Source organism: Vibrio metschnikovii CIP 69.14 (assembly GCF_000176155.1).
Classification (GTDB): Bacteria; Pseudomonadota; Gammaproteobacteria; order Enterobacterales; family Vibrionaceae; genus Vibrio; species Vibrio metschnikovii.
Map to the genome: position 1 here is coordinate 152,895 of NZ_ACZO01000007.1, position 19,040 is coordinate 171,934.

11 protein-coding genes and 3 pseudogenes are annotated in these 19,040 nt (G+C 42.6%); 5 read left to right on the forward strand and 9 right to left on the reverse strand.

Annotated elements, in window-relative coordinates; genetic code table 11:
- Positions 1-12: 12 nt before the first annotated feature.
- Entirely contained in the window at positions 13-2,133 is a 2,121-nt protein-coding gene (nrdD, locus tag VIB_RS12490; protein WP_004396531.1) for an anaerobic ribonucleoside-triphosphate reductase, read from the reverse strand.
- Positions 2,134-2,422: 289 nt separating this feature from the next.
- On the opposite strand from nrdD, the gene VIB_RS12495 reads away from it, so the two are divergent.
- A complete protein-coding gene (locus VIB_RS12495; protein WP_004396532.1) occupies positions 2,423-3,322 on the forward strand; it encodes an endonuclease/exonuclease/phosphatase family protein in 900 nt (299 codons plus the stop codon).
- A 103-nt stretch (positions 3,323-3,425) separates the two neighbouring features.
- Here the strand turns inward: VIB_RS12495 and VIB_RS12500 are convergent, their stop codons facing one another.
- The 3 genes from VIB_RS12500 to VIB_RS12510 are packed head-to-tail and all read right to left on the reverse strand — an operon-like array spanning position 3,426 to position 4,641.
- Positions 3,426-3,857: a YeeE/YedE family protein gene (locus VIB_RS12500; protein WP_040905058.1), complete on the reverse strand. Its 432-nt coding sequence runs from the start codon at positions 3,855-3,857 to the stop codon at positions 3,426-3,428.
- Positions 3,858-3,890: 33 nt separating this feature from the next.
- A complete protein-coding gene (locus tag VIB_RS12505) occupies positions 3,891-4,310 on the reverse strand; it encodes a YeeE/YedE family protein (protein ID WP_040905060.1) in 420 nt (139 codons plus the stop codon).
- A gap of 10 nt (positions 4,311-4,320) precedes the next feature.
- Positions 4,321-4,641: an ArsR/SmtB family transcription factor gene (locus VIB_RS12510; RefSeq protein ID WP_004396534.1), complete on the reverse strand. Its 321-nt coding sequence runs from the start codon at positions 4,639-4,641 to the stop codon at positions 4,321-4,323.
- Positions 4,642-4,803: 162 nt separating this feature from the next.
- Between VIB_RS12510 and VIB_RS12515 the strand changes: the two are divergent.
- Positions 4,804-6,506, forward strand: a pseudogene (locus tag VIB_RS12515) (FAD-dependent oxidoreductase).
- A gap of 66 nt (positions 6,507-6,572) precedes the next feature.
- Here the strand turns inward: VIB_RS12515 and melB are convergent.
- Together melB and VIB_RS12525 are read right to left on the reverse strand one after the other, a co-directional pair.
- Positions 6,573-7,923, reverse strand: a pseudogene (melB, locus tag VIB_RS12520) (melibiose:sodium transporter MelB).
- Positions 7,924-8,251: 328 nt separating this feature from the next.
- A complete protein-coding gene (locus VIB_RS12525; RefSeq protein WP_004396541.1) occupies positions 8,252-10,369 on the reverse strand; it encodes an alpha-galactosidase in 2,118 nt (705 codons plus the stop codon).
- Between the two features lie 691 nt (positions 10,370-11,060).
- Here VIB_RS12525 and VIB_RS12530 point away from each other — a divergent pair.
- The 3 genes from VIB_RS12530 to VIB_RS12540 all read left to right on the forward strand — a co-directional run bounded on the left by VIB_RS12530 (position 11,061) and on the right by VIB_RS12540 (position 16,574).
- Complete coding sequence (locus tag VIB_RS12530) at positions 11,061-14,165, forward strand: beta-galactosidase (RefSeq protein WP_004396542.1); 3,105 nt, start codon at positions 11,061-11,063, stop codon at positions 14,163-14,165.
- 153 nt (positions 14,166-14,318) lie between these two features.
- Entirely contained in the window at positions 14,319-15,335 is a 1,017-nt protein-coding gene (locus VIB_RS12535) for a substrate-binding domain-containing protein (protein ID WP_040905065.1), read from the forward strand.
- Between the two features lie 240 nt (positions 15,336-15,575).
- Entirely contained in the window at positions 15,576-16,574 is a 999-nt protein-coding gene (locus tag VIB_RS12540) for a substrate-binding domain-containing protein (protein ID WP_004396547.1), read from the forward strand.
- Between the two features lie 73 nt (positions 16,575-16,647).
- On the opposite strand, the pseudogene VIB_RS18365 reads toward VIB_RS12540, so the two are convergent.
- The 3 genes and pseudogenes from VIB_RS18365 to galK all read right to left on the reverse strand — a co-directional run.
- A pseudogene (locus VIB_RS18365) lies at positions 16,648-16,785 on the reverse strand (MFS transporter); the annotation flags it as partial.
- Positions 16,782-17,846 carry a galactose-1-epimerase gene (gene galM, locus VIB_RS12545; protein ID WP_004396549.1) on the reverse strand — a complete coding sequence of 355 codons (1,065 nt, stop codon included), beginning with the start codon at positions 17,844-17,846 and terminating at the stop codon, positions 16,782-16,784. The gene galM and the pseudogene VIB_RS18365, both read right to left, overlap by 4 nt.
- A 9-nt stretch (positions 17,847-17,855) precedes the next feature.
- Positions 17,856-19,016, reverse strand: coding sequence for a galactokinase (galK, locus tag VIB_RS12550; protein WP_004396550.1), 1,161 nt, complete (start codon positions 19,014-19,016; stop codon positions 17,856-17,858).
- Positions 19,017-19,040: the final 24 nt, after the last annotated feature.

Consider the following 19,040-nt stretch of genomic DNA (forward strand, 5'->3'; position numbering starts at 1 on the left):
TGATAAAAGCCGTCATAGGTGCTTCACTCGTCGCTTGACTTCTTCTTGTTTGCCGAAGTTAAACGGTCTTGCATCTGGACTACCGAGATAACCACAAACTCGGCGCGTAACCGATACTTTTGCAGAGTCATGATTACCACATTTCGGACAAACAAAGCCTTTGCTGGTACAAGAAAATTCACCGGTAAATCCGCACTCATAACACTCATCTATCGGCGTATTGGTGCCGTAGTATGGCACTCGGCTATAACTGTAATCCCAGACGTTTTCCAATGCTTCAATATTGAGCTGCATATTAGGAAATTCGCCATAACAGATAAAACCACCGCTGGATATCGCTGGGTATGGCATTTCAAAGTCAATTTTATCGTATGGATTAACCTTTTTCTCAACATCTAAATGGAAACTATTGGTGTAATAGCCCTTATCAGTCACTCCGGCAATAATCCCAAATTCTTTGCTATCAATTTGGCAGAAACGGCTGCACAAATTTTCACTGGGCGTAGCGTATAAGCTAAATGCATAACCGGTTTCTTCTTTCCATTGATCCACCGCTGCGCGTAATCGACTGATGATGTTTAAGGCGTGATCGCGTAAAGCCGCACTATCATAAACATGTTGTTGTAAGCCAAATAACGCATTAATGGTTTCATGTAAGCCAATGTAACCCAACGAAATAGACGCTCGGCCATCTTTAAAAATTTGCGCAATCGTATCATCGGCTTGCAAACGAACCCCACAAGCCCCTTCCATATAAAGAATCGGAGCTACCCGCGCTTTAACATTTTCTAAACGGCTAATGCGAGTTTCTAATGCTCGACGAGCCAAGAGTAACTGCTGATCTAACAAGCAATAGAACTGGTCGACATCCCCCTTGGCTTTTAGTGCGATACGCGGCAAGTTTAAACTCACCACACCTAAGTTATTACGCCCTTCATGAACAAGCTCACCCTGCTCTTGATATGTATTGAGGAAACTTCGACATCCCATCGGGGTTTTAAATGAACCGGTAACTTCAACCACTTTGTCGTAATTAAGAATATCGGGGTACATACGCTTCGACGCGCACTCTAAAGCCAGCTGCTTAATATCGTAGTTGGTGTCACCGGGTTTATGGTTCAAACCTTGTTTAATCGCAAAGACTAATTTCGGGAATACGGCGGTTTTACGATTTTTACCAAGCCCAGCGATACGATTTTTTAAGATCGATTGCTGAATTAAGCGCGCTTCCCACGACGTACCTAAGCCAAAACCAAACGTGACAAAAGGGGTTTGCCCATTAGCCGTGTGCAAGGTATTGACTTCATATTCCAGCGATTGGAAGGCGTCGTAACACTCTTTCTCGGTACGAGACATAGCAAAATCTTGTGCATTAGCAATGTGCCACTCTTCGGCAATCGCCAAATGTTTGTGATAGCTTGCCGTCACGTAAGGGGCAAGCACTTCATCAATGCGGTTGATTGTGGTGCCACCGTAAATATGGCTAGCGACTTGGGCGATAATTTGCGCGGTTACTGCCGTGGCGGTAGAAATCGATTTCGGTGTATCAATCTCAGCATTACCCATCTTGAAACCATGAGTAAGCATCCCCTGCAAATCAATCAGCATGCAGTTAAACATTGGGAAAAATGGCGCGTAGTCAAGGTCGTGATAGTGGATATCGCCTTGCTCATGGGCTTGTACAATATCTCGGGGGAGAATTCGGGTTTTGGCGTAATGTTTAGCAACAATCCCCGCTAATAAGTCTCGCTGAGTTGGGATCACTTTACCGTCTTTATTGGCATTCTCATTGAGTAGATCGGCATTACTTTCTTCAATCAGACCTTCAATTTCTTTGGTTAGCGTACTCTGCTTTTCACGGGCAATATCGCGATCGTGACGATATTCAATGTAGGAGCGAGCCAAACCTTTATACGGCCCTTGCATCAGTTCATTTTCAACCAAGGTTTGAATCTCAGCAATATGAACCTGCTGCTGACCCTCAAGTTGTAATTCAACCGCTAACGCGACATTGAGTGCATAAATAGCAATCTCGCTGGTGACTTGATCAGCAGCGCTTTCTACCGCCGCTTGAATACGATCTCGGCTAAACGACGCTTTAGAGCCGTCACGCTTGATTACGATTGGTTTCATGATATCTCCTTACCCAGAATATCCACACGCTTATCCACAAATACACCATATAGATAAAAGTCTGCACCGCTAACACAATATGTTGTGGCACATTAGACGAAATGCCGCCATGAGGCGTATTGATTTAGATCAATAAAAACCAGACCATGGACAAGAAGAAGACGATATTGAGGTCAGAGATCGCAATCTATTGAGAAACGATGAAAATAGGCATTTTCTCAAACAACGTATTGATTTTTTAAAAAGCCTGCTAGGCTAAGGACTTAAGATTCAACGGATGAAAATAACCATGATAACCCGATTTCTGTCACGATTGACTCTGTGTGTGGTGTTGCTCAGCTCATTTTGTGGCTATGCACAACCGATCAGTATCACAACCTGGAATATAGAATGGCTGACCTTAAATCCCGATGCGCCTGACGATAAGGGCAAACGTAGCGAAGCGGATTTTCAAGCCTTGTCTCGACATTTTCAGCGTTTCAGACCTGATGTACTGGCTTTTCAAGAAGTGGATAGTATTGCTGCCATCCAAAAGGTGGTGGGTAATGAGTATCGAATTGTTTTATCTGAACGCGCCATGCCACAACATCAGCAGCATCAATTCAGTAAACTCAATCAATATACAGGTTTTGCTATCAAATCAACGATCCCTTTTGATACACCAGCTGATATTGATCTCTATGGACGGGCTAATCATAAACTACGCTTCGCCACGTATGTGATTCTCTATCCTGATAATCCGAACGAGATCCACTTGCTTTCAGTGCATTTAAAAGCTGGATGCGCTGGAGCCTTCCATCCCAATACTGACAGTTGCCAAATTTTAAAAACTCAGGGCAAAGCACTCAATCGTTGGCTACAAGAGCGAGAGCGTCATCAACACGCGTTTATGATCTTAGGGGATTTCAATCATAATCTCGCCTACCAAGGCGATTGGCTATGGAAAATAATTAACCAAGAGTTAAACAAGCCAGTGCAACTCGCGACTCAAGAAACGCCCGCACGCTGCCAAGTTCGCTCTCGCCGTCAGCCAGATACACTGCACCGTTTTCGTTCGTTAATTGATCATATGATTGTCAGCAGCCAAGTCGTGTATCAACAGATACAACAAATCGTTTTTCCTGCTGATGAAGTGCTGCGCTACCGACTGAGTGATCATTGTCCGATCAATGGTCAATTTCACTGGTAATTCTTTTACAGTCTATTAAGACCAGATAAAAAAATAGGCGTATTGAATGACATTTTTCAATACGCCATAGACCTAAACATCTTAAATAACTAACATACCGTCACTAATTTTTGGTTTTTAGCCATTGTCCCATGACGAATAAACCGGTCAACATTGCCACAAAAAATACCCATACGTCACGGTTACCTAGTGCCAAACTTGACACTGCTGGCCCTGGGCAGATGCCTGCTATCCCCCATCCTAAGCCGAAAATAACCGCACCGCTAATCAGACGACTATCGAGATGGGGATTATTCGCCAAACTAAAACTAGAGGCATTAAGCGGCTTAGCTTTTGGTTTAATCACAATAAAATAAGCTGGCATAAAGACCAATAACGCACCGCCCATCACAAATATTAGGCTTGGGTCCCAAGCGCCAGCAACATCTAAAAAGCCTATCACCTTGGTCGGATCCGCCATACCAGAAATCACCATACCGAGACCAAACAATAAGCCGGTTACCAGTGACGTAAAACGAAATAAGAACGTATTCATGATCTATCCTTACTAATAAAAGGGGTAATGCGTTTAAAGAAGATGCAAACGGACAAAGACGGTAATGCCAGCAACCAGCATAAATATCCCCGTCGCAACAATAGAGCGCAGCGACAAACGCCCAATCCCACAGATTCCATGACCACTGGTGCAGCCATTACCTAAGCGAGTGCCTAAACCAACCAGTAAGCCAGCGATGATTAGCATCCCTGTGCTCGATGAATACTGCAAAGGCACCTCCGCAGCCAATAAACGCACCCCAAACACGCCTCCCACCACTAAGCCAATAATAAATAGCCAGCGCCATGCGGTATCTTGCGCTTTAGGAGTTAACAAACCACCAAGAATACCACTGATCCCAGCGACTTTACCGTTCAGCAATAACAACAAAGTAGCGGAGACTCCGAGTAACATTCCGCCGAATAGCGAATACCAAGGAATTGAAAATGTCATAGTTACCTCATCATGAATTAGCGTTATTTGGGTGACAAAAAATGTGTTGTAAACTGGCAATCAGTTGTTGAACACGCTGATCGGCCAAAGAATAAAAAACTTGTTGAGAGCGTTTACGTGCGCTAATCAATCGCTGTCTACGCAGTAAAGCAAGGTGCTGCGATAACGCTGATTGACTCAATAAAGACGCTTGTTGTAACTGAGCTACCGCGACTTCACCTTCAATTAACTGACACAGCACCATCATCCGTTCAGGATGGGCCATAATTTTTAATAATTCCGTGACCTCATCAATATGAACTTGCATTTGATCAATATTTATCTCAGCCATACGCTTCTCTCCGGTCACACTGTCAATATAATAGTAACCAACCACTAAATTAGTCAACCCTTATTTAGATTAATAAAAATTAGAAAAACCTAATGCATTGCCTTATACTGTTGCCAGTATTTTTAAAAGCTAACTATTTTTTAGAAGCTAGAAGAGGTAATCATGACCAAGATCGTTATTATTGGTGGCGTCGCAGGTGGCGCATCTGCCGCAGCCAGAGCTCGTCGTTTAAGTGAAGATGCAGAAATTATCATATTTGAACGGGGGCAGTTTATTTCATTTGCTAATTGTGGTTTGCCTTATCACATCGGCGGCGATATTCAAGATCGCAGCAAATTGCTACTACAAACACCAGAAAGTTTTCTCGCTCGTTTTAACGTGGATGTGCGAGTGATGAATGAAGTGATAGCGATCAATCGCTCAGAAAAAACGGTTACCGTGAAAAACCTTGTCGATGGTACAGAATATCACGAATCGTATGATTTCTTACTCCTTAGCCCAGGGGCAAGTCCGATAGTTCCTCCTATTGCTGGTCTTGATAATCCACTTACCCATTCGCTGCGTAACATTCCCGATATGGATCGCATTATCCAAACGATCCAGATGAATAAGCCTACCCACGCGACGGTAGTGGGTGGTGGTTTTATTGGTTTAGAAATGATGGAAGCTTTTCATCAACTTGGGATTAAAACCACGCTGATTGAAATGGCCGATCAAGTCATGACCCCCGTCGATAGAGAAATGGCCGGCTTTGTCCACCATGAAATTCGTAGTCAAGGCATCGATTTACGTTTAGGTGTTGCATTAAAATCGGTTGAGTTTGTTGCAACCACTTCCATTGCTAATACTGATGCTGGCGAGCAAGCTTCTACTCAGCATTTGTGCGGCCAACTTTCATTAACATTAAGCAATGGCGAATCGTTAACTACTGAGCTATTGATTATGGCGATTGGCGTGCGGCCTGAAACCACACTAGCGCAACAAGCAGGATTAGAGATTGGTCAACTCGGTGGCATCTGGACTAACGCAGAAATGCAAACCAGTGATCCTTTCATTTATGCCGTTGGCGATGCGGTTGAAGAGCAAGACTTTGTAACGGGTAAACCAACACTCGTGCCACTGGCAGGTCCAGCGAATCGGCAAGGTAGAATGGCGGCCGACAATATGTTCGGTCGCAAAGGAACTTATCAAGGCACGCAAGGCACCGCTATTTGTAAAGTCTTTGATCTTGCCGTTGCTTCAACGGGTAAAAACGAAAAACAGTTAAAACGTGAAGGGATCGAATACGAAAAAGTCTACGTCCATACCGCCAGTCATGCCAGCTACTATCCGGGAGCAGAAATTGTCTCATTTAAATGTTATTTGATCCCAATAGCGGCAAAATATTCGGCGCGCAAGCGGTTGGCAAAGACGGAATTGATAAACGTATTGATGTGATGGCCGTAGCGCAACGTGCTGGTATGACCGTTGAACAACTTCAGCACCTAGAGTTAACTTACGCGCCACCGTACGGTAGTGCAAAAGATGTCATAAACCAAGCGGCGTTTGTGGCTACCAACCTGATGAAAGGTGATGCAAAAGCGATTCACTTTGATCAACTCGCAACCCTGAGTGACGATCAGATCATTTTAGATGTGCGCAATCCTGAAGAACGCCAAGAGGGTTGTTATCTACAAGGGGATATCAATATTCCGGTTGATCAATTACGCCAACGGCTTAATGAGCTACCTAAAGACAAAGAGATCATCATCTACTGCCAAGTTGGGTTACGCGGTAACGTCGCTTATCGCCAGTTAGTGAATAATGGCTTTAAAGCTCGCAATTTGATTGGTGGTTATCGTACCTATTTTTATTCCAAAGTGTGATAACCACTTTATATATCGAAGAGATCGAGCATCCTGAACAGTCAGCGTAGGATGCTCATCATATAATTATGCTACAACTTGCTTTCGAACAGTCTCTTCTTTCATTTTGGTTGCATCAAAACCGTCATGCAAATGGTAATAACGCTGATAAATCATACCGCTCACTAACATTAAAACGGCAGGTAATCCTATCATGATGAACTCTAACCCAGCGATCGTACTCTCTGTTTGCTCAACGTTGGGTACATATCCAATAACGCTCAGACCTATACCCACGATAAAACCGCCTGCTGCACCAGCAAATTTAACCAGCATGGTTTGCACAGAAAAAATAACACTTTCACTACGACGTCCAGTTTTATATTCACCATAATCCACGACATCAGCCAACATTACGGTTTGAAGAGCATTGGCAATACCCACACCAAATTTGATAGCTGCCCCTGTGATTCCAATGATAATTACATTGGCCGGAGCAACAAATCCCATAATTAATAAAATAAAGCAGGATAAAATTGGAAAGCCACAGGCAATCATCCACAAATATTTACGAGGTAATAAGGCTGCAATTCTCGGGAATAAAAACACACCAGCTACCTCAGCAATACCGGCAAACATCATATAAACAGGAAATAATTCTGCTTTATTTAATGCATAAGAAAAATAATAGATAGCAAAACCACCAACAAGAAGGTTCGCGATTTGAAATGAAAGAACGGTACCAATCAGTGCTTTAAGTTGATCATTTTTTCCAATAATCGTTAATACATCTTTAAAGCTAAATTTTGCCATCGTCATCGGAGGGGCTATTTTTTCTTTTACATTACGCGCAATTAAAAAAGCACTCATAATAAATAGTACAGCAATCAGCATCGCAACATTAAAAAATCCTTTACCTTGATCACCCTGCCCTAGCTCGCCAACAATATACAGACCATAAGTTCCGGTCACAAACCAAGCAAGACTTGCAAATAAACGCAGCCATACCACTAATTTTTCTCTCTCCTGGCGAGAACTGGATAGTGCTGGAATCATTGACCAGTAAGGAATATCCATGATGGTGTATGTTAATCCCCACAAAATATAAGCGGCGGCAGCATAGATATAAAGCGTTGTACCTTCAAACATGTGTGTGCTAAACAGGCCAACTAGAACAACCGCATTTAAAAGTGTACCAATGACAATCCATGGGCGGAATTTGCCAAACTTTGAACGCGTATTATCGACAATGACTCCCATCATAGGGTCAGTAATCGCATCAATAATACGGGCAGGTACCAACGAAAGCTGCGGGTAAACCTGCAACGTCAGTGAAGTAGAACATTAAGAAGATATAGATAGGAGCACAGGCAAAATCTTTACCGAGTGCACCAAGGCCGTAAGAGACCTTAGTTTGTAGCGTAATTTTCTCAGACATAATCGTTCCTTAGTATCGTACTGCCATGAGTTTCTTGATAAGAACTCATGGCATCAATGTCTTTTATTTATTGTTCGACACTAATGCTATCTATACACCTGATACCTTACTGTGATCTATCACCAGCTTATGGAAACGTTTACATTGGAGATTTAAAAAATGAGACATAGCACATAAATAATCCCTAACTAACATTAAAAACGATTAAAATCAAAACTTTATAATGATCAAATTATGGTTAACATTACTTTTAAGCAACGCGAACAGCCGTTTAACCAGAAGGTTAAACGGCCTAAAAATATCAACAGTGAGGATTTAACGAATACACTTAATCCATACGTTCGAACTTGACCAATATTGCCGTTTCAGGATCCAAAATTGGCATTGTTAGACCAACCTCCTCACACCATAAACCCGAAACTTCACAACCAGACTCAGTCCAGAGGGGCTGATAATTAACAATATCATCGTAATTTGAAGGTTTATCTAGAAGAAAAACTCGATATAAGCCTTGTGGCGCTAATCCCGGAACTCTCAGTTGGCCGCTTAATGAATTAGTTGGCATCGCAAGCTGAGCGATCATCGCAACCGCTTCAGATTGATCATTCGCTACCACAACATGAATTTGGTGCGCTTGGTCATCTGAAGGGACTCGCCAAGTTCTGCCACTGTGTAGTAATGGACGCAATAGCTTGTGTAATTTAATATAACGCTCAAAACCTTTTTTTTCTGATTTTGTTTCTTTAACAGGGTCTAACTCTATCCCCATATGGCCAAATAGCGCAGTCAAACCACGAAATTCTATACTGTGCCGTCTTCGGGTACTATGACAATGGCTCGATCCTATATGACTTCCCATCACTTCTGGCGGGAAAAAGTAACTCATCCCACGCTGAATCGTTTGACGCTCTAGTGCGTCATTATTATCTGAAGCCCAGAAACGATGTGTTCGTTTAAGCACCTCAAAATCAATACGCCCTCCTCCAGCAGCACACGATTCAATCTCAACTTGAGGATGTTTGAATCGAACTTTATCGACCAATTCATAGTAACGTAATGTTTGATTGTACGCTGAGGCTTGGCCTAGATGAGCCGGTTGAACAACTTCACGGTTCATATCCCACTTGATATAGGCAATATTGTAGGTTGATAAAAAATAGTCAAGTCGCTCAAATAAGAAGTTAAAAGCTTCTTCATTCTGTAGATTAATCACATATTGATTGCGTCCAGTGGGTTGCTCATATCCATCAATAGCTAGCAACCACTCTGGGTGTGCGCGAAAGAGATCGGAGTTTATATTGATCATCTCAGGTTCAAACCACAATCCAAACTCCATACCTAATTGATTCACATGTTCAACAATAGGCTGTAAGCCATTCGGGTACTTAGATGGGCATAGAAACCAATCTCCTAGGCCAGCTTTATCGCCATTTCTTCCTTTAAACCATCCATCATCAATAATAAAACGCTCAACGCCCATCTCTGCTGCTTGGGTTGCCATTGACATAATATATTCAGGATTATGATCAAAGTAGATACCTTCCCATGTATTTAAATGAATGGGTCTAGGTTTATCACGAAAGCTTTTCGATAAAATGGCATCCCTGACGTGTGAATGGAAATGATGGCTCATTCCATTCAACCCCGAATGACTATAACTTGCATAAAGCCAAGGAGTTGTGAGACTTTCACCCTCTTTGAGCGCGATTTCTCCAGGGAAATAAATGACTTCAGCTTGCATGTAACGACGACCATCTGCTTTTACATCGACTCTTAATCGATGATTTCCACTCCAAGCGAAATGGAACCCCCATACCTCTCCGTTCATTTCATCAAAATGCGAAGTCCCAGCAACAAGCGCAGGATAATGCTCATGAGAAGTTCGACCGCGTCGGTTCTCTTGTTGATAACCACCTTGTAACAGGGGCTGACGAACAGTTTGGAACTCATGCACCCAGCGCCCATAATAGGTCATCAACTCATTAACACGAACAGGCAGAGGGAGCGTATTAGCAAAACGATTAACTTGGTAAACTCCTGCTCGAATATTGGTCAACGTACTGCGAGTTTGCAAAACATCATGTTCATCGAGTTTTAACTCCGTTTTTAAATGAACACCAGCAGTGACATCCTCACTCTCAATAACAATATTATCTTTATTTTTCTCGATTTGAGTTATCACAAATACGGGGGCCCAATGTTGACCATCACGATGACCTTCCAAACCCGGACTACTAAACACTCCGCGGCCAAGCTCAGGAAGCAAAGTCATTGGTACATCATCATCTAAACGCCCATATGGTACAGGACGAGACAAAGCGAGACGCGATCGCTCAACGCCATCCCCCACATCTATCCCCCAATATAAGATTTCAGCATAATCTCCAAGCTCAACAATGAGTTGAGTCTGCTTACCTGTTAGTTGAACCAGTGTTTTTTGCCGCATGTTTCTTACCTTGATGTTGGGTACAGTTTGGTATGATAAATAAATTGACGAAATAAACTGTGAGCTTCGACAAATAATGATAACGTTTCCATTTCATGCGCAAAGCTTTGGAAATATTTATTAGCATTAGTTATTTTTATGACGAAAAGAGTCAGAAAACAAGAAGGCACAGTTTAGTGCGTCAAAAACGTAATCCGACCCAATGAAATAGCGCACGTCCTGTTATTATAGTCTTCTCCATTAGCCAACCTTACTGCTAGCGATTGAGATCAATACTCGTTTTCTCAAGACGTTGAGATCCGTTATCACGTGTGTAAACCTGTTCTTTTTCCTTACCTATGCCAGCACATTCTATTAGGTATTCTTGTCTCTTACTTATTTAACGCCTCATGAAAACATGATAAGAATCACAAAAACAACTCCCTAACAATAGTCAATATTAAAATGCTACCTTCATCATGAAAACGTTTCCAAATTTATTTATACTATTTGCCAGATTAGAAGCTTAGCGAAAAATAAATCCAGAGACATAAAGTAAAAAGACAAGTGAGAACGCTGGGATTTAGCCTCTATACACAAGCTGAAATTTGGCGAGTCAATCAATTAGCAACAACCATAGGTTACCGTTAACTAAAACGCTTAAGCTCTCCTTAAAACTTTATTTAAAAACCGATGATTAGGTAAAGAATTCATGACAACATTTGTAGATATTATTCAACGACGTGACTGGGAGAATCCGCAGTCCGTGAACATTCACTGCCTAAAAGCACATAGCCCACTTCACAGTTTTCGTCACATTGACCATGCTCGTGATGGTATTCATGCTCAACGTCAATCACTCAATGGTCAGTGGAAATTCAAGCTCTTCGATAAACCAGAACTAGTCGATGGACAATTCATTGAAACCAGTTTTAATGATGAAAACTGGGATGAGATCACGGTTCCTTCCAACTGGCAGCTACAAGGTTACGACAAGCCCATCTATGCTAACGTCAAATATCCATTTGAGGTAAAACCACCATTTGTTCCAGTAGAGAACCCAACGGGCTGCTACCGAACCATCATTTCACTATCAGCAGACGATCTTACCCATACTCAACGCATCATCTTTGATGGTGTTAACTCTGCATTCCACTTTTGGTGTAATGGGGCATGGGTGGGTTATAGCCAAGATAGTCGTTTACCCGCTGAATTTGACCTGACACCACACCTTGTTGTAGGCGAAAATACGCTTGCCGTAATGGTGATTCGTTGGTGTGACGGCAGTTACTTAGAAGACCAAGACATGTGGTGGCTCAGTGGTATTTTCCGAGATGTCACCCTACTTTCTAAACCTAAGCACTGCATTGAAGATGTCTTCATTACTCCGGATCTCGACGCATGTTATCGTGATGGTTCTCTGTCTATCGTGACTCACATTTCAGCGCCAGACACTTACCAAGTTCAAGTCCAACTTTTTGAGGGCGAGCAGGCAGTAACAGAACCAAAAATTGATCGACCACATAACCGTCGTATTGATGAGCGTGGTACATGGAATGACGTGGTATTCCAGACGCTGAATCTACATAACCCTAAAAAATGGACCGCAGAAACTCCCCATCTATACCGCTTAATCGTCTCATTATTGGATGAAAATGGTCACCACCAAGAAAGTGAAGCATATGAAGTTGGTTTTCGAAAAGTAGAAATCCGTGATGGTCAATTGAAACTCAATGGTAAACCCTTGTTGATCCGTGGCGTTAACCGCCATGAGCATCATCCAGAGCTAGGCCATGTCATGACAGAAGAAGATATGATCCGCGATATCTGTCTAATGAAACAATACAACTTCAACGCAGTTCGTACCGCTCATTATCCCAATCACCCACGTTGGTATGAACTGTGTGATCAATACGGTTTGTATGTATGCGATGAAGCCAATATCGAAACTCACGGTATGCAACCGATGAATCGCCTTTCAAGCGATCCACAATGGGCACACGCCTACATGAGTCGCTATACCCAAATGATCATGCGTGATAAGAATCACCCGTCGATTATTATTTGGTCGTTGGGTAACGAATCTGGTCATGGCAGTAACCATAATGCAATGTACGCTTGGTCAAAAAATTACGACCCTTCTCGTCCAGTACAATACGAAGGAGGTGGAGCTAACACAGAGGCAACGGATATCATTGCCCCTATGTATGCCCGCGTGAATACAACGATAAAAGATGAAGCCGTACCAAAATGGTCAATCAAGAAATGGATTTCTTTACCCAATGAAACTCGCCCACTAATATTATGTGAATACGCCCATGCCATGGGCAATAGTCTAGGCAGTTTTAACGAGTATTGGGATGCATTTCGAGAATTCCCTCGCCTTCAAGGTGGTTTTGTTTGGGATTGGGTTGATCAAGGCTTAAGCCAGTGGGATGAGAATGGACAACACTTTTGGGCCTATGGTGGAGATTTTGGTGATGAAATCAACGACCGACAGTTCTGCATCAATGGTTTGATTTTCCCAGATCGCACGGTACACCCTACGTTAGAAGAAGCCAAACATTGTCAACGTATGATTAGCGTTTCACTACAAGAACAAACGAATGGAGTTTGTCAGCTATTAGTGACAAATGAACATTTATTCCGTACTACCGATAACGAACAATTAAACTGGTCACTGTTGGAAAATGGCAAAGCGATTCAATCTGGTTCAATCGCACTGAATATCAAGGCAGATAGCCAAGAAATCATATCGGTTGATTTAAATTTTGCCCCCCGATTAGACGCACAATATCACTTAAATACTGACATTATCTTGGTTGAAAAGACACTTTGGGCACCCGCTGGCCACATCTGTGCTTCGGAACAGTTTGCACTTTGTCATAGCAAAGGCCTAATGATGCCGAAGCTGGAAATCCAACCACCACCACTAACGAGCCAAACCAACAACATGATTATGGTCACGAGCCTAGATGGTCAGCATCAATGGTGTTGGGATAGCCAAACAGGCTTGATGATTGATTGGAAAGTCAACGGTAAAGCTCAGCTACTAGCTGCGCCACAAGACAACTTCTTCCGAGCACCACTGGATAACGACATCGGTATAAGTGAAGTGGATAATGTGGATCCAAACGCTTGGGTATGCCGTTGGGACAACGCTGGTATTGGCCGATGGAAGCGCGAATGTGTAAGCTGTTATAGTGAAACACTAACACACTCGGTGCAAGTAACTTCAAGTTTCGCTTATCAGTTTAATGGCGTCATTCAAGCGATCACCACTTGGACACAAACACTAAAAAATAGTGGAGAGATGCAACTAAACGTTGATGTAAAACTAGCCGACGAACTCCCTCCAATACCACGCATTGGTTTGGAGCTCATTTTGCCCTTGAATGAGAAAAATCCTATCATTACATGGCAAGGCTTAGGTCCATTTGAAAACTATCCAGATCGCTTGTCCGCTGCACGTTTTGGCTGTTACGAAAAAACATTACAGCAAATGCACACACCCTATATCTTCCCGACCGATAACGGGCTACGTTGCAACGTTCAAAGGTTAAGCCTTAACCAATTAGAAATTATAGGAAACTTTCAATTTAGTGTTAGTCAATATAATCAAGAACAGTTAACCCAAGCAAAACATACCAATGAACTGATCATAGAAGATAAAATATATGTAAGGATTGATCATCAACATATGGGGGTCGGTGGTGACGACTCATGGAGCCCAAGCGTACATAAAGAGTATCAACTTTGTGCGAAATCCTATCAATATCGTCTCACTTTAAAATCCATACTTAACACCGTTAGTTAACTAAAGTTGATTTAGCCCCTTGATTATCTCTAGGGGCTTTTTCTAAAGTCGTTAACTCAATATCTTGAAACAACACAACAATTACATTGATAGGGTTTGAATTTTCTAGTGATGGGGTGTTAAATGGCACAGCCTACAATATTAGAGAACCTTATGACGACCATCAAAGATGTTGCAAAAGCTGCAGGTGTATCCATAGCGACCGCTTCTCGAGTCATCAATAACTCACCCCAAACGAGTGAAAAAGCGGTTAAAGCCGTACAACAAGCAATGAAAGCATTGGGCTATCGACCCAATGCAAACGCTAGAGCGCTAGTAAGTAAATCCTCCAATACTATTGGCGTATTGGTCAACGATGTTTCATCACCATTCTTTGGCAGCATGGTCAAAGCCATCGATACCGTCGCTAGCGAACAAGGAAAACAACTACTGATAGGCAGTGGGTACCATGATGCTGATAAAGAAAGAAACGCCATCAACCTACTGATCAATAGCCAATGCGAATCTTTAGTTGTACATAGCAAAGGTATGAGCGATGAAGAACTTCGACTACTGGCTAATGAAATTCCGGGAATGGTGCTGATTAATCGAAGTATTCCTGGGATAGAGTCTCGCTGTGTTGCTTTAGATAACTATAAGGGCTCCTACATTGCAACTGAATATTTAATTAAAAATGGTCATAGGGATATTGGCTATATTTGTTCTAGTCATGATATTGCAGATGCACATGATCGACTCCGAGGCTACTATGATGCCCTGCGAGATAATCATATTACGATAAAAGAAAGTTATATTGAATTTGAAGAACCAGACGAAAAAGGCGGAGAGTTAGCCATGGTCAACCTTCTCGCCAAAAATATACCATTATCTGCAATTGCAACCTATAACGACTATATGGCTGCAGGTTGTATGGCATTACTACAAGAAAATGAAATACGAATCCCTCAAGATGTCTCTATTGTAGGCTTTGACGATGGTCATATCGCACGTTACATCTACCCTCGCCTAACCACTATTCGTTACCCCATACAAGTCATGGCCGCTGAAGCCGTCAAACTTTCAACTCAGTTGATAAATAAAGAGGCAATACAATCCCATACCCAACGTCTATTCTTACCGATACTGGTTAGACGTTCTACTGTGGCCGTTATCAATCAAAACATCCCTTAAGAAGATTAATTGGTAGTCAAAAAATACGCAGCTTGAATAATTAATCAATATATTATTCAATCAATTAGTCGAAAAATTATTATTGATTCATGGTATTATTATCAATCTGACTTACTAGGCTAAATCTGCCATTAAAGACGCTGATGAGAACCTCTCTTTAGGCTATTAACGTAGTCCGCTCACCAACCGTTGTGTGAGTGTATTCATCACTTAATTAAAATGAAAGGTTATATATTACCCATGGCTACCATTAAAGATGTTGCAAAAGCTGCGGGCGTATCCGTTGCTACCGTTTCCCGCGTACTCAATAAATCCCCGAAAGCCAGTCAAGCGTCAATCCACGCCGTTACAGAAGCAATGAATGCCCTCGGTTATCGACCCAATGCGGCCGCTCGTGCTCTCGTTAGTCAGAGCACAAAAACAATGGGCGTCTTAGTCTCAGATGTCTCTGATCCCTTTTTTGGTATTTTAGTCAAAGCCGTCGATACCATTGCCCGAGCAAATGGTAAACACATCTTGATCGGTAATGGATACCATAACCCCAATGATGAGCGCCAAGCCTTAGAGTTACTCATCAACAACCGTTGTGATGCACTCGTGGTGCATGCTAAAGGCTTATCTGATGAGGAGTTGATTGGTTACGCCAAAGAGGTCAAAGGTATGGTACTGATTAATCGCTATATCCCAGAGCTAGCCGAGCGCTGTATTTCACTCGATAACCGCAAAGGAGCATTCTTAGCAACGGAATATTTACTTCGTCATGGTCATCGAAAAATTGCTTGTATTGCCTCCTCACAAGACATAGAAGATACCGATGAACGTCTACAAGGTTATCAAGCCGCGCTCAGTGACTATGGTATTGAGCTACCTAAAAGCTACATCGAGTACGGCCACCCTAATAGCGATGGCGGCGAACTCGCTATGACTAATCTATTAGCAAAGTCATTAGAGATCACGGGAGTCGTCGCCTATAACGATTATATGGCGGCAGGCGCATTGGTGACCTTAGAACAAAATGGGATTGAAGTGCCCAATCAGATTTCTATCATTGGCTTTGATGATGGATTAATTGCTCGTTTTGTTCATCCAAGTCTTACTACGATTCGTTATCCTATTGAGATGATGGCTGAACGCGCCGCTCACTTAGCTTTGGCATTATCACGTGATGACGTGATTGAAGAAGAAACAGCCATATTCACCCCAACTCTCGTACGTAGAAACTCTGTCGAACGCTGCTGATCAGCAATCTAATTACGATAAGAAGCCCGCACTATTTATTAAGCGGGCTTTAACTATAAACAATTGTGGGTATCTAGCTCAATGCTTCATGTGGTTTTACAGACTTAACATCTACACCTTCAGCAAATTCACCTCGCTGCAACTTCTCTCGTAAAATTGCGTGTTGATCTTCAGTAAATGTATAACGGGACATAATGAAGATGCGCACTAACATTCAAATTGATAAATAGTCCGATGTTGGTAACGTTCCATCGGCATCAATATCCCTCGGTTTCGTCCCCATTGTGGCTTGTTTGGGCCATCTGGAAAGTACTGTGTTTCTAAAGCAAGACCATCATAAGATTCATAGATTTTACTTGCACCAGGAGTGCCAGCTAAGAAATTACCCGAATAAAACTGGACGGCTGGTTTTGTGGTTTTAATCGTCATCACTACCTCTTTTTCTGGTGCAATCAGAATCGCGGCGGTAGATATGCCATCGGTCACTTCTGGTACGAATACGAAAGCGTGATCATAACCACCAGCCATTTTCTGATCCTGCTCAGCAAGAAAGGTTTGACCAATCGGTTTGAGATCAGTGAAATCAAAACTGGTACCTAAAACCGACTTCTGCTCACTAAGAGGAATTAACCCCGCATCAGTAGGCAAATAATACTCCGCATGAAGCTGTAAAACGTGATCTAAACTTTTCGCACGGCTTGCCTCACCGGCCAAATTAAAGTAAGTATGATTGGTTAAATTTACTGGTGATGTTTTGTCCGTCGTCACGTCATAGGAGATAGACAATTCATTATCATCAGTGAGCTTGTAAGTCACACTAATATCGAGATTACCAGGATAACCTTGGTCACCATCTGGCGATTGAAGCGAATAAACCACATGTTGAATACTTTGTTCCTCGACTTTCCAACGTCGCTTATCAAAGCCATCCAACCCACCGTGCAGTGAATGGTCACCATTATTGATACCCGTTTGATACGATTTTCCATCTATCTCGAACTGGCCTTTGGCAATTCGGTTAGCAAAACGACCAACAATAGAACCAAAGTAAGCGCCTTGCTTCATGTGTTCAGCCATATTTGGCGAACGCAATAGCACTTCACGATTCTCACCATTCACTGGTAGTGTGCAACTCAGCCACGTTGCGCCGATATCCATAAACGATGCGGTCATACCATTCGCGTTAGTAAGATGAATCAAATTTGCGACTTGGCCATCAAACGACGGCGTTTTAGCCATAGCTTGTTCTAGAAGTTCAAAATGTGCGTTCATCAAATACCCTTACAAGACTTCAACTAAACTGGCACCATCTTTGGCTTGGCACACATAAATTGACGCAGTTAAGCCTGTCGCTGCTTGATATTTTGCTTCAACCGTTGCTTTTACTGCATCGACCAACGCTGGCGGAACGAGAGCAACTACACATCCTCCAAAACCACCACCTGTCATGCGTACGCCCCCTTGAATGCCAATCACGTCTTTGACCATCTCAACCAAGGTGTCTATTTCTTGTACAGTGATTTCGAAATCATCTCGCATCGATGCGTGTGATTCCGCCATCAACTCCCCCATCAGCTTCATGTCGTGCGCCCGAAGAGCCTGAGCAGCAGCCAAAGTACGATCGTTTTCCGTGATGACATGACGAGCACGTTTTGCGATCATTTCATCCAGTTCAACGACTTTTTCGTTAAATTGCTCAATCGTCACATCACGCAATGCTGTCACGCCAAAGATTCGGGCCGCCTCTTCACATTGCTGACGACGAGTGTTGTATTCGCTATCAACCAAACCGCGTTTTTTATTTGAGTTAATGATCACAACCGCCATATCTTCTGGCATCGATACCGCTTCAGTGTCTAGGCTACGACAATCTAAGAGCATGGCATGATTTTCACGTCCTTCAGCCGAAATCATTTGATCCATGATGCCACAATTACAACCGACAAATTCGTTCTCTGCTTGCTGGCCGTTTAACGCAATATCTGCTTGACTAATTTCGAGGTTGAACAGCACCTTAAACGTTTGACCAATAACTACCTCCAATGCTGCAGATGAACTCAAGCCAGCACCTTGAGGTACGTTGCCACTCACTGAAATATCTGCGCCAGTAAACTGGTATCCGCGAGCCAACAGACACTTCACCACTCCACGAATGTAGTTGGCCCACATTTTGTCTTGTTGGAAGAGAATGTCTTCAGTGATATCAAACTCATCAACCTCGTTACCGTAATCCACTGATACCACGCGCACGAGGTTATCCGTACGCTTTGCTGCCGCCACCATCGTTTGATAATTAATGGCACATGGCAGGACAAAACCATCATTGTAATCGGTATGTTCACCAATTAAATTTACACGACCAGGTGCTTGGACAATATGGCTAGGTGCGTAACCAAACACCTGCGCAAAAGACGCTTTCACATTTTGAATTAGATCAGACATAGTAAATTCTCAAACAGTTTAATT

Coding starts and splice junctions, on each gene's coding strand:
- nrdD (WP_004396531.1), bottom strand. CDS start 2,133: ATGAAACCAATCGTAATCAAGCGTGACGGCTCTAAAGCGTCGTTTAGC.
- VIB_RS12495 (WP_004396532.1), top strand. CDS start 2,423: ATGATAACCCGATTTCTGTCACGATTGACTCTGTGTGTGGTGTTGCTC.
- VIB_RS12500 (WP_040905058.1), bottom strand. CDS start 3,857: ATGAATACGTTCTTATTTCGTTTTACGTCACTGGTAACCGGCTTATTG.
- VIB_RS12505 (WP_040905060.1), bottom strand. CDS start 4,310: ATGACATTTTCAATTCCTTGGTATTCGCTATTCGGCGGAATGTTACTC.
- VIB_RS12510 (WP_004396534.1), bottom strand. CDS start 4,641: ATGGCTGAGATAAATATTGATCAAATGCAAGTTCATATTGATGAGGTC.
- VIB_RS12525 (WP_004396541.1), bottom strand. CDS start 10,369: ATGCGGCAAAAAACACTGGTTCAACTAACAGGTAAGCAGACTCAACTC.
- VIB_RS12530 (WP_004396542.1), top strand. CDS start 11,061: ATGACAACATTTGTAGATATTATTCAACGACGTGACTGGGAGAATCCG.
- VIB_RS12535 (WP_040905065.1), top strand. CDS start 14,319: ATGACGACCATCAAAGATGTTGCAAAAGCTGCAGGTGTATCCATAGCG.
- VIB_RS12540 (WP_004396547.1), top strand. CDS start 15,576: ATGGCTACCATTAAAGATGTTGCAAAAGCTGCGGGCGTATCCGTTGCT.
- galM (WP_004396549.1), bottom strand. CDS start 17,846: ATGAACGCACATTTTGAACTTCTAGAACAAGCTATGGCTAAAACGCCG.
- galK (WP_004396550.1), bottom strand. CDS start 19,016: ATGTCTGATCTAATTCAAAATGTGAAAGCGTCTTTTGCGCAGGTGTTT.